Origin of the sequence: Plantactinospora siamensis, assembly GCF_042434095.1 — a bacterium.
Classification (GTDB): Bacteria; Actinomycetota; Actinomycetes; order Mycobacteriales; family Micromonosporaceae; genus KBS50.
Genome location: NZ_JBHLUE010000034.1, coordinates 84,996 through 99,756 on the forward strand (window position 1 = coordinate 84,996; position 14,761 = coordinate 99,756).

The following is a 14,761-nucleotide window of genomic DNA, read 5'->3' on the forward strand; positions in this document are numbered from 1 at the left end:
GCGTGCTAGAGCAGCACGGGCGAAACGCGGCAGCGCGGGGTGCTCTCATGGCCAGGCCGGCGGCATCGGTTCGGCGTCCGGGGTCGGGCCGTACGGGGTATGGCCGGCCCGGAATCTGCGCAGGGTGTTGACGACGGACACGAGAACCTTGTCGAACTGTTCGGGCTCTTCCGAAAGGGATCCCCGGTATCGAGTTGGTTCCTGCTCCACGGCGAGATCGCGGATCAACCATTGGCCGGCCGCCTGCTGCTCGACGGCGGCTTGGTAGAACTGATGTCCGGTCCAGGATCGCCATAGCCGGAGCACGTTGGTCTCGTCGAGGTGGGCCATCCAGCGGATCTCCATGTCGAACCGGCCGAGGCCCTCGCTCAGGAGCAGTTTGGTGTCATCGTCCACGATCAGGCTGGATGAACGTGGAACCGCTGTCATCCGTAGGCCGGGATGCGTTTTCGTGTCGTCGGCGAAGCGGGGTCGTAGGTCAGCCACGTTGGCATTTGACCATGGCGCCGGATCGGGCCACCTCCACCCCTGGATGGGGCTGAACATCGCCAAGGTCGCGTTACCTCTCATGCCGCGAGGCGCTCATCACGCAAGGTAACTAGCTTGCCGGACCAACGACCGGACGCGGTGCACAGCGGCCGGCGTGCCCGCCGACGTGGAGTTTGCCACCAAACGTCAGTTGGCCCGCGACATGATCGCCGACGCGGTCGATGCAGGGGTCCCGGCCGGGTGGGCTGCCGGCGACGAGGTCTACGGCAATGACGGCACCTTCGGCGATCGCAGCCGCAGGCGCGGCTCCGGGTGGGGACTTGCGGCACCGTAGACTGACGCGGCGCGGTGGCTTCGCCGTATCTCAGCAAGGACGCGTCGGACCACCGGAGCATGGTGTGAGCAGGACTTATGCCTTTCTACTGATCTTCGGCAAGCGAGCGCAGCAACGCGCGTATGCGACCCGCTAACGTGAAACAGAATACGAAACCCGCAGGCAGTCAGCCTCTGGGTACAGATAGAGCGTCGTCTTCGGAGACACACGGTGCTCTTCGGACACGGCCAGCCAAAAGCCGTTCGCGGCGGCTACGAGCGCCGCAGCTGCCAGCGGATCTGACCGGACCCGCGATCGCCGGACGGCCGACGCGCGCCACCCGGGCCGGGTGGAACGGGTCCACGCCGGACCTGGCCGGCGCGGCTGGCGGGAACCTCCCGCGAGAGGGCCGACACCTGGCCGAGCGCCTGCAGGCAGGCCCACAGCTCGACGTCGGTGTAGGCGAGGAACAGCACGGTGCCGATCCGGCTCCCCGGCACGGCGCGGAGGTGGTTGACGGCGGTGTGAATCAGTGCCTGGGCCGTCGGAAGGATCTCACCGCCGGCCTCGCCGCAGCTCAGCAGTGGGAACAGGACGGTCGCCGGGGTCCGCGGGTCGACCAGGTCCTCGGCTGCGGTCAGGGCGTTCGCGACGCAGCGGCCGATCTCCTTGACCGGCTGGAAGCCTGCTCCGGGGGCGCCGTGCACGGCGGCGACGTGGATCACGAAGCGCACGCCGTTTCGGCGTGCCAGTTCGCCGGCACCGGTCACGACGACCCCGCACGGGCCGAGCGGTCGCAGGGCGGCGACCTTGGCCTCCAGTTCGTCGGCGACGTGGTCCACCACGACCCGGCCGCCCGCGTCCCGCTCGGCGCCCTCGTACCGAATGATCGCGGAGACCGAGCACTCCTGTACGCGCGCCATGACCATGTCGGTGTTCTCCGAGTTCACCCAGATGTCGGCGCATCTCACCTGGCGGATGTCCGAGGTGATCACTCCGATCCGCGACTGGCGTCCGTCCGGGCCGGGCGGCAGTCGATAGGTGCTGGTCTCCTGCACTGTCAGCACGCGGCCGCCGCCGTCACGGCCGAGGCGGACCGGCTCTGTCGGGGACACGACCGCCGAGCGGCCGCGGCTCTTTTCGTGCAGATGCGCCAGCAGGCCGTGCTCGCGCCGCCAGTATTCGAGGTCGGTGGGGAGGGAAATGCTCGCGCGGTCGGCGTGTGTCGCGCACTTGGATACGAAAGCCTGGACGAATTCCCACGACGGCGGTGAGGAAACCTGGCCGCGCAGGGTGTCGTATATTTGACTTCGACCGAGTGGAACCCGTGAATCTTTGGCGAGCACTTCGACGCTGATACCCGCCTCTTTCCGTAATCGGGAGAGCTGAGCGCAGAAGTCGCCGAGTGTGCGCATGAAGTCACTTTGGGCACCGGGCGGCACGATTATCTCCCCATCCGTCCGGGCGTCCGGCCCGTATCCGGACGCGGCACCGGACGTCTGCCCGTTGAGCTGGAGAATCTCGACCGGCGTCGAAATTTTCGTCCGGTGCTCGTCGCGCGGGTTCGGCATGCTTGCCATGATCCTTCCTAGATGGATCGAGGGGAGGCGAGTCCATTCGTCATGCGCGCCGTTGATAACGCTGGCCGCGGGGTTCCATAAATGATACTGGATATCCGAGTGTCCGCGTATTGAGCAATCGTGCCTCAGATGCACGCCATTCGGCGCGGGGGCCCGGAGTTCGATCGGGCGCGGCGGCAGAACGGGTGCCGGAACCGGCGGACCGGTCAGCGAACGAACGATGAGGGGTGAGGCGCGTGGTCGACTTCGCACAGTGCCGGGCCGCCGCCCGGGTGGTTCGCTCGGCGCAGCGCGGCCGGGAGGCCGTTCGCGTCGTCCGGGACCGCAGCGCCCTGGGCTTCGTTCGGTCCCGTGGCCCGCTGTCCGTCCTACTGTGGGTGGCCGCCGCCGAGGGCCGCCTGGCCTGGCGCGGGCCAGACAGTTTCGCCCTGCTGGAGCGCCCGCCGGCCAGCCCGGCACCCGCCGCCCGTGGCGGCCTCAGGCTGCGCACCCTCCGACTCGTCGACCGGCACTGGGATTTGCTCCTGCTCGTCGTACCGCCGGTGCTCGGGCTGCTCGTCGTCGCGGCAGCGCTGGTCCCGGGCCTGCACGACGGGCACACGCCACCCGCCGTCGCCTGGCTCGCGGTCGCCGTGGTGCCGTACGTCAGCGTCCTCATGCTCGGTCGACTGGCCCATGAGTCGGCGTGGCTGCGCCGCACCCTCGGCCGCCGCCCGCCCAGGCCCGACCAGCTGGCGGCGGGTTCCTACCCGGGCTGGAACTGGTCGGTCCCGCTATGCCACCACGTCACGCCGGAACCAGGTCGGCACCTGATCGAGCTGGCCGCGGACCGGATGAGCGATCTCGTCTGGCGGGAAGCGCGTCACGAGGCCGCGCGGCGGGGCGTTGAGACGGACCGGGTACGCGTACGGGAGGTGCTGGTGTTCATCAGACGAGGGGCGACCACGGACCGCATGCGCAACGCCATCGACGCGGTGCTGGCCCAGCCCTTCGGACCGGGATCGCAGGTGGCGCTGCGGCTGCCGCCCGGGCCGGTCCGGGACTACCGGATCGCCTCCCAGGCCGACGGTGGCTTCTTCGCGCTCTGGGTGGGCCTCATCCTCGTCGTCGTACCCCTGCTGGCCTTCCTCGTCGCGTCATGGGAGAGCCATGCCTGTGGGGCGGGGGCCTGCCCGGGGCGGCCGGTCGACTATCCGACCGCGCTGGAGTGGCTCGCCTGGCGGCTACTGCTGACGAACGCGCCCGGCGCCGAGCCTGCCACGGCTACGGCATCGGCCTTCGGTTGGCTGACCAGCGTGCTCGGGATCATGACCGTCCCGATCGCCTGGGTCTCCGCGCGGCTGGCGATCGCGCAGCACCAAAGGTCTCTGGCAACCTTCGATGAGCTGAGGCACCCCCTGATGAATACACGCGTACTGCTGATAACCGTCACGCCCACCGAGCGGGACGCGGTTCTGCGGGCGGTCCGCCGGGTCACCGCACGGCCGCCCGAACGGTCGTTCGTGGGCAACCTGGCGATCTACGAGTTGGGCGAGATCGGTCGTACGACGCTGGCCATGGTGCAGTGCGCGCGACAGAGCGCCGGTGCGCCCGGCGGGGGCCAGGCGACCGCCACCGAGGCCATAGACCGCTGGCGACCCGATGTCGTGATCATGGTAGGGATTTGCTACGGGTTGCGCGACGACTGGACGCCGCCGCACCGGCTGACCGACGTCGTCGTCTCGAACTCGGTCTACGACCTCGACCACCGGATCCAGTACGACGATCGGGCCGAGCTGCTGGGCGACCGGGTGAGCCCGTCCTCGTCGCTGGTGGCTCGCCTCCAGGCCGCCTCGATCGACTTCACCGACGCGAAGGTCCATTTCGGGCTGATGCTGTCGTCGCGCACCCTCGTCGACTCCGCGGCGCTGCGCGACCAGCTCAAGCGCGACCACAGCCGTGCCCTGTGCGGCGAGATGGAGGCCCAGGGTCTCTACGCGGCGGCGGCCGACGCCAACGTGCCCTGGATCGTCGTCAAGGCGATCTCCGACTGGGGCGTCGACCGGGACGTCCACTACGAGCCGGCCGGTGCGGCCGACAACGCCGCGGCGTTCGTGCTGCACGCGATCGACATCGGCGCCTTCGCGGCGAAGCCGGAGATGGCCTGACGGTCATCCGTTTACCAGAAACCTGGGCTCCGCCCCGACGGCGGCGCTCCCATCATCACCAGGAAGGTCCCCCGTGAGTCTTCAGCCGATCTCGCAGATGCCCGGTACCAGCCTCGACGAGCTCGAACAGGTCTCCAACGGCATGCAGGAGTTCATGCGCGCCGCCAGCACCGAGGCGCGTGAGACCGCGCTGGCGGCGATGAACCGCGGCGGAGTGCTCCAGCGGCTCTTCCCGAGCCGATACCAGAAGGAAACCCAGGAACTCGCCGTGCAGACGCTGCGTCAGTTCGGCGCGGCAAAGCGGGAGTTCATCGAGGTGTTCACCCGTACCCAGTTGGAGATCGCCCGGAAGCGTGCGGACGCGCTGATCGCGACCCAGGGCATGCACCTGCAGACGCAGTTGGCGCGGTTCGCTGCCGACCGCATCCAGGACCTGAATGAGACCATCAACGCCGCGCTGGAGAGGTTCATGAGCCAGATGGCGCCGCAGTTCGACATGATCGAACGGTTCCAGAACCGACCGGAGCTCTACGAGCCGGCCCGCCGGTCCCTGAACCACCAGATCAAGGTCTACTTCGACAGCACCAGCGCACTCCTCAACGGGTTCAACGAGTCCCTGCACAAAAAGGTCGGCTCGGCCCAGTAAGGAAGCAACAGCGATCGGCCCCCTCTCAACCCCGCATCGTGGGAAGGAATGCATCCTTGCGCCGTGCGTTCATCTGGCTCTCCGGGGCCGATCCGACTATCCTGAAGGACTGCACCTCACTGTCCAACACCGAGAAGATCCGGTTTGCCGGGCTCGGCTCACTCATCCTGGTACCAGCGGTGCTGGGCACGTTCTCCATGGCGTACGCGGTCTCCACCCTGACCCGGCACGCCGCGCTGTACGTTCTGGCAGGGATCTGCTGGGGCGTCATCGTGCTGCTCATCGATCGGTACCTCATCTCGACCCTGCACAAGTCGACGGTGCCTGGGGCGGGCGGCCGCACCGTTCCGGTCGTCGCCCGGCTGGTGTTCGCGGTACTGGTCGGCATCGCGGTCGCTCACCCGCTGGTGCTGTTGTGGTTCGATGACAGCCTCGTGCAGACCATCGACGAGAACCGACGGTCGAAGGTTGAGGAACGCCGGGCGAAGGCCGACGCCGACGTCGCGGCGGTCCCGGTGCCGGTCGCTTCGGCGAAGCCGCTGGAGGACGCGCGGATCGCGCGGGTCACGCGGCTGGACTGCCTGAGCCAGCTGAAGACCTACGAGCAGAGCAACGTACGGAAACAACTGCCCTGCGGCATCAGCTCCGGCGAGGAGAACTGCGGTCCGCGCTGCCGTGACATCCAGCGGAAGTTCGACCAGGTCGACGGCGAGATAAAGGCGCTCGACGGCCGGATCAGCCTGGCCAAGGGCGAGGATCAGAAGACGAGAAAGGCGTACGACGATCGGGTCCGCGACATCAGGGACCAGGCGGCACACGACGTCGCCGACATCAACGCGAGGCACAGCACCGACTACCTGGCCCGGGTCGCCGCGCTTGACCAGCTTAAGAGGGGCAGCGGGCACGTGCTCACGGTCGAGTGGTTCATGATCTGCTTCTTCGTCTTCGTCGACGTCCTGCCGATGACGATGAAGATCACGACACCGGTCGGCGCGTACGAGCACGTCCGCGACACGCGGCTGCTTCAGGTGGTCGCCACGGAGCGGGCCCGGCAGGCCGCCATCAGCACCGGCAGGACGGAGCAGGCGATCGCGACCGCGAACGCCGACGCGGAGCGCGTGCTGGGCGAGATGGAGGTGCTAACCCGCGTGCCGGTGGAGGTGCTCGCGGCTCGGGAGGCCCAGGTGGCCGCCTTCGAACAGGGCGTGCGGGCACTGCGGGCCCGCTCCCGTAACGACTCGGCGGTCACCGAGGCGGAGATCCTGAGCATCCGCGGCCTCGACCAGGAGGCGTTCGCCCGCGCGATGTCGCGTACGGAGGAATTCATGCGCCAGCGCTGACCCCGGCCGGCAGGGCCGGACCGCCGCGTCGCCTCACCAGGCCGGGCGACGCGGCGAGGGCCCGCAGGCACGCCGTCAGCTCCGCGTCGGTGTAGGCGAGCACGAGCACCCGCTCCAGCCGAGGCGACCCACCGTGCGCGAGATGGTGGACGACGGCGGTGATCAGTTGAGCGGCTGTCTCCTCGACCGGCGCGCCGCCCGCCCCCGCCCCGAGCAACGGGAACAGGATCGTACGCGCCGGCTCGGTGAAACCGGGTGCCGCGGCGGCGGTCAGCGTACGGGCGACGGCCACGCCCAGATCGCGGATCGGGCGGTAGCCGGCCCCTGGCTGCCCCTCCACCGCCGCCACATGGACGACGAACCGCACCTCGTGGCTCTCGGCGAGCGCGCCGGACGAGGTGACGATCGCCGAGCCTGCGGCCACCGGCCGGCGGTCCCGGACCGTCTCCGCCAACTCCTCGGCGATCAGGTCGTTCAGGACGCGGCCGGCGACGTCCCGGCGGGCGCCCTCGTACCGGATGATGCTGGACACGGAGAAGTCGTGGACGCGCGCCATCATCATGTCAGTGTTCTCCGCGTTCACCCAGGCATCGACACCGCGGACCGCGCGCAGGTCGCCGGTGACGACGCCGACCCACGGGCGCTCGCCGGCGCCGTCCCTGAGCTGGAACCAGTGGGTGTGCTGGTGGGTCAGTACGGCCGGCGCCGGTCGGGCGGCGCCCGCCGCGGCCACCTCCGCGCGCCGGACCGCCTGCGCCTCGTTCGCGTCCCGGTGGGCCGCGACGCCTCCGGCGCGGATCGCCGCCGTCCACAACAGCAGGACGAAGGCACCCGCGCCGCCCAGGGTCACGCCTAGAACCGTGCCGTCGGCGGTGGTGGACGGAAACGCCGAGAAGACCACCAGAGTGGCCGTCAAGGCCGCGCAGAGCCACGCGAGCACGAAGAGGGTGTGCCGGATCCCGACAGCAGAGGGCCGGCTGCCCCACCCGAAGCTGGCGAGGCAAAGCACGAGGAAGACGGCGGCTGCGATGCTCACGCCCATCTTTGTCCCCGTCCCCCGAAGTCACCCCGACCGCCCTTCACTGTATCGAGCTGTGTCCATCTCCCTAGGTGGGGACGGCCGCCTTAGGAAACCGATGCTCTATCCCCTGAGCTACGAGGGCGCGAGCGCACAGTCTGGCCACCCGAGGGTTCACCCGGCGCCCAGACGCCAAGCGTACTGGGCCTAGCGTAGTAGGCTGAGGGACATGGCCCGGTTCTCCGAGGATGAGCTGCACGCGGTTGTCTCCCGGTACGAGGCGACGCGGGCGGCTGCGTTGACCGAGCGGGACGAACAGCTACGGGCGTTCCACGCGGCCGGCTGGCGGCCGGTCGATCTGCAGCGGGTCACCGGGTACAGCCGGGAGACGATCCGCCAGGCACTACGACCGGAAATCCGACGAGCAACCAACCTCAGCCGGCGCCGCACATCCCCCCAACCGCCGGCGGACTACCGACCCTATGGCGACCGCAAGCCCTACGTCGTGGCGGCAACCCTTGCCGAACTGCACGGCCCGACCGGCGGCACGGTGACACTTCCGCGTCACCTCGACTGGTCCGGACACGCCGAGTACGACCTGAACCGGCCCGCACGCCTGGCCAGCATGTACAAGGTGGTACTCACCGAAGCCAGCACGACCGAGGACCTGAACACCTGGCTCGACGCCGACCTCCTCCGGCGACTCTGGCCCACCCTCTGGCTGCCACCCCAGCTCCGCCAACGCTGGGAAGAGGCCTTCCCCGAACTCGCCGCCACCCGCAGCAACGCGGCATAGCGGTGGACCCCTTCCACGAACGCCTCGCCCGTACCGGACTCGGCGCGGCCGATCGATACGGCTTCGCACTGGCCGGCGGCTACGCGGTGCAGGCGGCCGGGCTCGTCGAGCGGCCCAGTGAGGACGTCGACCTGTTCACCGCCTGGGACCGCCGCGACGAGTTCACCGCCGCGGTCACCGCCGTTGTGCACGCCTACCGAGACGACGGCCTCACCGTCGACACCGAGCGGCAGTACGACACCTTCGCCCGGCTGGCCGTCACCGACGGGCTGCGGATCTCCAAGGTCGAACTTGGTGTGGACTGGCGGGCCAACGAACCGATCCTCATGGCGATCGGACCGGTACTGCACCCCGACGACGCGGTCACCAACAAGATGAGCGCCCTCTACGGGCGAGCGTTCGCCCGCGACTTCATCGACATCGACGCCACGCTCCGATCCGGCCGCTATACCCGCGACACCCTCCTCGCCCTCGCCCAGCGCGCCGACCGCGGCTTCGACCCGCGCATCTTCGCCGGCGCCCTCGGACAAGCCGCCCAGCTCGACCCCGACGACTTCGCCCAGTACGGCGTCACCGGCCCAGCGCTGGACGATCTCCGAAGTCGATTCGCGGAGTGGCGCCGCGAACTGCTCGACGACGAGGAAGGATGACTTGCCTCCCAACTCGCGGCAGCCTCAAAACCTGCACAATCAGGACTCACAACGCTCAAGCTGATCTTCGGCAAGCGATCGCAACCGGATCGCACAACGGCCGGCACACGCAGGCAAGACGCACAGAGCCGCAGGTCATCGGACTGCGGACAGCCCCGGAGCGTCCGGTTAGGAAACCGATGCTCTATCCCCTGAGCTACGAGGGCGCGAGGGCCCAGTCTAGCGACCTGGGGGTTCACCTGGGGTGGCAGGGAGTGGCCCGCGTTCACCCACATCACCCGGATGGCCGTTCGGCCAGTCCAGGAGCACAGCCCGAGCACACGAACCCTGGTTGCGCCCGGCGGTCAACTGGGGTGACCCGGGTTGGCACCGGCTGGAGGAGTCTCTACGCGAGTTCGCACAGCGCCACCTCTGCTGCTGCGGTCAAGGCCCGCGGCCACTTCCCCCACAAGCTGGCCGCGTTGAAGTGTCTGTACCTGGTGACCCGATCGTTGGACCCCACCGGCAGGCAGAACCCGATGGACGATGCGCTGGAAACCCGCGTTGAACGCCTTCGCCATCACCTTCAGCGACCGCTTCCCAGCCGCTGAAACCTACTAACCAAGATCGCCGGAAACACCGTTAGCGAGACAGACCCCGCCCCGGCCGGCGCGCTCGTCAACGACATCACCGACCCCCGGGTAGCCGTCACGTCCGCCTCCGGGCTGGCCGCCGGTAGCCTGTCCGGACTGGCCAGCCTGACGCTCGCGTTCGGACTGCTGCTGGCCGTTCGAGCGCCGGACTCATTCTCGTCGTCGGAGCGATGCAGCGCCGCCGGTCCATGACGACGCTCGCCGTCCTCGGCGCCGACGCCCGGCAACGGGCCGGGTTCCTGTGGACCGAGGCCCACGCCCTCGTCGTCGCGGGCGTGGCCGGCGGGATCGCCACCGGCGCGCTGGCTCGCCTACGAACTCATCAAAATTCCTCAACGGTATCTTCGACCCGCCGCCGCCGTACCCGCTGATTCCTGGATGTTCGCCGGCACGCTCCTCGCGGGGGTCGTCTGCACCGCAGCCCTGGCGACCGGCGCCTCCGCCCGATGAGCGGGCCGCGTCGACGCCTCTCGGCTGCGAGACCTGTGACGCCGTACGGATGAAGGTTAGGGGTTCGAGTCGCTTCAGGCACACAAGGTCATCAGGCGTCTGACCTGCCAGTATGGCGGTCAAGCCCCTTGCTTGTGTCGTCCCCTGTGGATGTTTGGGTGCTCGATGGGTGCGCCGAGGTGATCTGTCAACTGCAAGTACTATGGCCCCATGACGCAGCAGGGTCTGACGGCACGGGAGCTCCGGGCATGGCGGGTGTCCTTCGAGATGCTGGAGCTGCTGCGGACGCGCATCGAACAGCAACTCCAAGCCGTCAGTGGCCTGTCGAACGCCGACTACACTGTGCTCGCGGTGCTGTCCGAAGCGCCCGACGGGCGACTGCGGCTCTTCGAGCTTTGCCGAATCGCCGGGTGGGAGAAGAGCCGCCTGAACCACCAACTCACCCGGATGAGCAGCAGGGGCCTCGTCCTGCGCGAGCGGTGCGGCTCCCGTGGCATACACGCCGTCATCACCGAGAAGGGTCTCGCCGCTCTCGAGGAAGCCGTACCCGGTCACACCCGTGAGGTCCGACGCCTCTTCGTCGACCGTCTCACGCCCGACGAACTCGACCGGTTCGCCGACACCGCCGCGACGATCCTCGACGGCCTACGAGCAGACCAGGCATCCGCCTGACCTGATCTCGAACCTGCGTGCGGCGGCATCGAACCTGCTGATCACGCGGACAGTCTGCGCAAATTCGGTGCGGTGAGCGCCGGCCGGGTAATCCTCGTCGAACGGGGTGGAGCCCATCCACCGCTTCGGACGGAGATTGTCGCGGCGGCCGCACCCTCGATCCTCGTGTTGAGGCTCCGCTGCGTCATCGGCGCAGCTGTCGGTGGGATGGGACAGGCGGGATGCGGATGGGGTTGTCCGCCACTGGCTGCTGGGCTGGCTGAACGGACGGTCATTCTCGGTCGGCTCGCACTGCAGGCGCGTGGTCTGCCGCACCGGTTGGACGATCTTCCGGGGACTTCCGGTCGGCGATCGCCCTGAAGATGTCGATGACATCGTTCAGGCCGACCTGGATGCGGCTGTACACCTCGGCGTTGAGCACGAGGGTGCCGTCGAACTCGCCGGCGTTGGCGTAGAAGCCGACCGGTACGGTCAATGCCTGAAAGAATCCGAACAGCGGGCGCAACTGGTGTTCGATCACCAACGCATGCCGGTCACTCCCACCGGTGGCCACCAGGATGACCGGCTTGTTGGCCAAGGCGTACTGCTCGACAAGGTCGAAGAAGTGCTTGAACATGCCCGAATAGGAAGCGCGGAACACCGGTGTGGCGGCGACCAGCACGTCCGCGGTCTCCGCCGCAAGGATCTTGCCCTCGACCTCCGCCGAGACCTCGTCGCGCGTGGTCGCACCGGTGAATCCAGGCCCCAGCCGGTAAACGTCGACGGTGCGGATCTCGATCGGGATCATGGTGGCCAGGGTGGCGGTGACCAAGCCGGCCAGGCCCATGGTCTTGGAGGCGATCGTGGGGCTGCCGTTGACGACCACGACCCGCAGCGTCTCACTCATGCCGCGCTCTGGGAACGTCCCAGGATCTCGCGACGTACGACGGGTGCCACCTGAGTGCCGAGCAACTCGATCGTCTGCAGGTGCTCCTTCTGGGGCAGGCCACCGAAGCCGGTCTGGATGATGGCCCGGGAGATGCCGTACAGCTCGTGGTAGGCCATCAGCTTGTCGATGACCTCCTGGGGGCTGCCGACCAGCAGGCCGGCCCTGGCGGTGGACTGTGCGTCGAAGGCGGGGCGCGGAATGTCGAACCCGGCGCCGCGCTGGTGGTTGTTCTCCCGCATCCCGACACGGAAGTACGGGTACATCGTGTCGCGGGCGCCCTGGCTGGTCGCGCCGACGAAACCGTGCGCGTTGACGCTGACCCTCAGCTGGTCGGCGTCGTGGCCTGCCTGCGCGGCGGCCCGCCGGTACAGGTCGACCGGACGCTCGAACTGGGTGATCGGCCCCAGCAGGAGAGCCAGTGCGATCGGCAGCCCGAGCTGACCGGTCCGCACCGCGGAGGCGGGCGTGCCGCCCACACCGACCCAGATCGGCAGGTCGCCGACCGGACGGGGCGCGATGTCCGCGTCGACCAGCGGCGGGCGTACGGTGCCGCGCCAGGTGACGGGATTACCAGCTCGGATCGCCAGCAGCAGATCCAGCTTCTCCCTGAACAGGTCGGCGTAGTCGGCCACGTCATAGCCGAACAGCGGGAACGACTCGGTATAGGAGCCGCGGCCAGCGATGATCTCCGCACGGCCGCCCGAGATCAGGTCGAGGGTCGCGAAATGCTCGAACACCCGTACCGGATCCTCCGAGCTCAACACCGTGACCCCGCTGGTCAACCTGATGTTCTTCGTCATCGCCGCCGCGGCCGCCAGCACCATGTGTGGCTCGGATGAGACGAAGTCGCTGCGGTGGTGCTCGCCGGCCGCGAAGACGTCCAGCCCGACCTCGTCGGCGAGGCGGGCCTGTTCCAGGGTCTGCTTCATCCGCTCGGCCGGCGATGGCGTCTGCCCAGTGGACAGGTCGGGACTTACCTCGCCGAAAGTGAGGATGCCCAGCTCGAATGTCATGGTCCTGTTCTTTCTTCTGCTCGTTCGGCCGGTCAGGCTCGTCTGGCTGCGGCCCGGGTGCGCATTGCGGGAGAGGTCGCTCTGCTTGCCGCTGGCCGAGTCGCGGAGGCGCCCGCGAGCCCTGCTCGGCTGTCATGACGGGCGGAGCGCGGAACGTCACCGGTCCGCTCCGCCACATCGTGAGTTGTCACATCCACCAGTGTCGTGTGGCCGAGGTGATTCGTCAACTCGATGGCGATGGTGTGAGGTGGCCGATACCACGTGGTCAGTGCTCAGGCGGAGCCGACACCGACGCTCGGCGGGACTGCCGTGGGAGGAACGTCAGCGGATGCCGACGCCGCCAGCCCACCTCACTCTCGACGGGGAACGTCACCGTGGAGAGTGCGCCTGACCTTCTCACCGACAACGAACGTCGCCTGGCGGGTCACCTACTCGGCAAACGTTCTTGGACGACGCACTAGGTCGAGAGGTGGTCGGCGAACCAGTCCAGCACCGGCCCGGGCCGGCGTTGGAATTCGAGGTAGCCGTCCCAGCGGGCCGTCGAGTCCTCGATCCAGCTCAGACGCTTGTCGGTGGCCGGGATGTTGTCGAAGATCGTCTGCACGTCCTCGGGCACGGTGAGCACGTCGTCGCGAACCTGATAGACGTACGTCGGGACGGTGCACTGCTTGGCCCAGGACCGGGTGTCACGGGCGGCGAAGCCGATGCCGGTGGCCAGTCGGACGCGCCGATCGAGCTCGACGGGGTCCGCGGTTACGCCCGCCACGGCGAGCACCCGCCCCAGGATGATCTCCTCGGTGACCGGTTGAGGTCCGGCGAGGCAACGGACGTTCGCGAAGGCCTCGGGAGCGAGCGTCATCGCGTACAGCGTCGCGTTGAAGCCCAGGCACCGGCTGAACAATCCCACCGTCATGTTCCGGGTGTCCGCCCGGCCTGCGACGTAGTTCAGGGAGCCGAGCACGTCACGGGCCTCGAAGATGCCGGAGGAGGCGATGCCACCGTTGCCGGTGCCGCTCAGCCCGTGACTGCGCAGGTCGTAGGTCAGGACGTTGTAGCCGGCCCGGTGCAGGATCGCCAGGTCGGGGGTGAAGTCGACCTCGATGTCGTTGCCGCTTGGACCCCAGATCGACTTCCAGGGTTCCAGGTGCGAGGGCAGTCCGGACCGGGTGAAGTACATCGGGTGGTTGACGATGACGAGCCGGTCCGAGCCGGGTGCCGGGATGAACCACCCCTCGAGCGGGACCCCGTCCGCGGACGGAAAGGTGACGTCCTCGTATGCCAGTCCCCGCTCCGACGGATAGTGCATGATCGGCGAGCGGGGGAGCCGGCCCAAGGCCGCGGCGATGGCGTCCAGGACGTGACCGGCGTGGTCGTCGGCCATCACTGCGCTCCGAGCTGGAGCTGGAGGGCGAAGAAGTCCTCCAGGTGCCACGTGCTGGCGAGCTTGCCATCCTTGACCTGGTGGAAGTCGAACGCGCGGAACGCCACGGTGCGGCCGGTCGGAACGATACCGAGGATCTCGCCCCGGTGTGTCCCGGTGGCCAGGACGCGCACCGCGACCCGGTCGCCGGAGACGACGACCTCCTCGACGCTGACGTCCAGGTCGGGAAAGGCCGATCGCAGGAACGCCACGGTGCCGAGGTATCCGTCGATCCCGGCTGGCGTGCCCGGAGGAAGCGGGATGTCGTGCCAGTCGTCCGCGAGGTAGTCGCCCGCGGTGCTCACGTCGCCGGTGGTCATGGCCGCATAGAAGCGGCGCACCAGCGTTTCGGGGTCGGCAGCCGTGACCGGGGGAAACCCGTCCAGGAAGACCAGCCGGCGGTCCAGCGCGGTGGCGGCGATCTTGCGGGCCGGGGCGTATTCGGCCGAGTCGTACCAGGTGTGCAACTGCTTCTTGTCGGCGAACTCGATGATGACGGCGAGTTGGTCCTGCGGCCAGTCGCCCTCGGCCACCTCGGCTTCGGCGGCGAGGACGAGGAACTTCCCGCCGTGCGCGGCGACGGACGATTGGGCGATCTCCGCGTACTTCCGGGCGCCTTCGCCGTCGAGGACCCTGACTTCCGTCAAGCTGTAGACAGCCATGTGAG

Annotated in this window: 14 protein-coding genes and 2 pseudogenes; 9 read left to right on the plus strand and 7 right to left on the minus strand. The window is 68.6% G+C overall.

Annotated features, from left to right (window positions below; translation table 11 throughout):
• Window positions 1-45: 45 nt before the first annotated feature.
• On the minus strand, window positions 46-396 hold the full coding sequence (locus tag ACFFHU_RS29500; protein ID WP_377343738.1) for a hypothetical protein: 351 nt from the start codon (window positions 394-396) through the stop codon (window positions 46-48).
• A gap of 226 nt (window positions 397-622) precedes the next feature.
• Here ACFFHU_RS29500 and ACFFHU_RS29505 point away from each other — a divergent pair.
• Window positions 623-823, plus strand: a pseudogene (locus ACFFHU_RS29505) (transposase); the annotation flags it as partial.
• 251 nt (window positions 824-1,074) lie between these two features.
• On the opposite strand, the gene ACFFHU_RS29510 reads toward ACFFHU_RS29505, so the two are convergent.
• The gene (locus tag ACFFHU_RS29510) at window positions 1,075-2,382 is read right to left on the minus strand and encodes a macro domain-containing protein (RefSeq protein ID WP_377343739.1); all 1,308 of its coding nucleotides are present in this window, start codon (window positions 2,380-2,382) and stop codon (window positions 1,075-1,077) included.
• 236 nt (window positions 2,383-2,618) lie between these two features.
• Between ACFFHU_RS29510 and ACFFHU_RS29515 the strand changes: the two genes are divergently transcribed.
• The 3 genes from ACFFHU_RS29515 to ACFFHU_RS29525 all read left to right on the plus strand — a co-directional run bounded on the left by ACFFHU_RS29515 (window position 2,619) and on the right by ACFFHU_RS29525 (window position 6,515).
• Complete coding sequence (locus ACFFHU_RS29515) at window positions 2,619-4,529, plus strand: 5'-methylthioadenosine/S-adenosylhomocysteine nucleosidase family protein (RefSeq protein WP_377343740.1); 1,911 nt, start codon at window positions 2,619-2,621, stop codon at window positions 4,527-4,529.
• 73 nt (window positions 4,530-4,602) lie between these two features.
• Window positions 4,603-5,175, plus strand: coding sequence for a hypothetical protein (locus tag ACFFHU_RS29520; protein ID WP_377343741.1), 573 nt, complete (start codon window positions 4,603-4,605; stop codon window positions 5,173-5,175).
• Window positions 5,176-5,231: 56 nt separating this feature from the next.
• Window positions 5,232-6,515, plus strand: a complete 1,284-nt coding sequence (locus ACFFHU_RS29525; protein WP_377343742.1) for a DUF4407 domain-containing protein — start codon at window positions 5,232-5,234, stop codon at window positions 6,513-6,515.
• Here ACFFHU_RS29525 and ACFFHU_RS29530 read toward each other — a convergent pair.
• On the minus strand, window positions 6,499-7,551 hold the full coding sequence (locus ACFFHU_RS29530; protein ID WP_377343743.1) for a macro domain-containing protein: 1,053 nt from the start codon (window positions 7,549-7,551) through the stop codon (window positions 6,499-6,501). The two genes, ACFFHU_RS29525 and ACFFHU_RS29530, sit on opposite strands and share 17 nt — an antisense overlap.
• 211 nt (window positions 7,552-7,762) lie before the next feature.
• Here ACFFHU_RS29530 and ACFFHU_RS29535 point away from each other — a divergent pair, with 211 nt between their 5' ends.
• The 5 genes and pseudogenes from ACFFHU_RS29535 to ACFFHU_RS29555 all read left to right on the plus strand — a co-directional run bounded on the left by ACFFHU_RS29535 (window position 7,763) and on the right by ACFFHU_RS29555 (window position 10,733).
• Window positions 7,763-8,329: a hypothetical protein gene (locus ACFFHU_RS29535; protein ID WP_377343744.1), complete on the plus strand. Its 567-nt coding sequence runs from the start codon at window positions 7,763-7,765 to the stop codon at window positions 8,327-8,329.
• Window positions 8,330-8,331: 2 nt separating this feature from the next.
• Window positions 8,332-8,979 (plus strand): nucleotidyl transferase AbiEii/AbiGii toxin family protein, encoded by a 648-nt coding sequence (locus tag ACFFHU_RS29540; RefSeq protein WP_377343745.1) that lies wholly within the window; start codon window positions 8,332-8,334, stop codon window positions 8,977-8,979.
• A 413-nt stretch (window positions 8,980-9,392) separates the two neighbouring features.
• Window positions 9,393-9,579 (plus strand): annotated as a pseudogene (locus ACFFHU_RS29545) (IS256 family transposase); the annotation flags it as partial.
• A gap of 220 nt (window positions 9,580-9,799) precedes the next feature.
• On the plus strand, window positions 9,800-9,982 hold the full coding sequence (locus tag ACFFHU_RS29550; RefSeq protein ID WP_377343746.1) for a hypothetical protein: 183 nt from the start codon (window positions 9,800-9,802) through the stop codon (window positions 9,980-9,982).
• A 289-nt stretch (window positions 9,983-10,271) separates the two neighbouring features.
• Window positions 10,272-10,733: a MarR family winged helix-turn-helix transcriptional regulator gene (locus ACFFHU_RS29555; protein ID WP_377343747.1), complete on the plus strand. Its 462-nt coding sequence runs from the start codon at window positions 10,272-10,274 to the stop codon at window positions 10,731-10,733.
• A 271-nt stretch (window positions 10,734-11,004) separates the two neighbouring features.
• Here the strand turns inward: ACFFHU_RS29555 and ACFFHU_RS29560 are convergent, their stop codons facing one another.
• From ACFFHU_RS29560 to ACFFHU_RS29575, 4 genes are all read right to left on the minus strand, one after another.
• Window positions 11,005-11,619 carry an NAD(P)H-dependent oxidoreductase gene (locus tag ACFFHU_RS29560; RefSeq protein ID WP_377343748.1) on the minus strand — a complete coding sequence of 205 codons (615 nt, stop codon included), beginning with the start codon at window positions 11,617-11,619 and terminating at the stop codon, window positions 11,005-11,007.
• Window positions 11,616-12,674 (minus strand): LLM class flavin-dependent oxidoreductase, encoded by a 1,059-nt coding sequence (locus ACFFHU_RS29565; RefSeq protein WP_377343749.1) that lies wholly within the window; start codon window positions 12,672-12,674, stop codon window positions 11,616-11,618. Before ACFFHU_RS29565 ends, ACFFHU_RS29560 begins: the two co-directional genes overlap by 4 nt.
• 457 nt (window positions 12,675-13,131) lie before the next feature.
• Window positions 13,132-14,055 carry an alpha/beta hydrolase gene (locus tag ACFFHU_RS29570; RefSeq protein ID WP_377343751.1) on the minus strand — a complete coding sequence of 308 codons (924 nt, stop codon included), beginning with the start codon at window positions 14,053-14,055 and terminating at the stop codon, window positions 13,132-13,134.
• A complete protein-coding gene (locus ACFFHU_RS29575) occupies window positions 14,055-14,756 on the minus strand; it encodes an ester cyclase (protein ID WP_377343752.1) in 702 nt (233 codons plus the stop codon). The genes ACFFHU_RS29570 and ACFFHU_RS29575 overlap by 1 nt, the downstream gene beginning before the upstream one ends.
• Window positions 14,757-14,761: the final 5 nt, after the last annotated feature.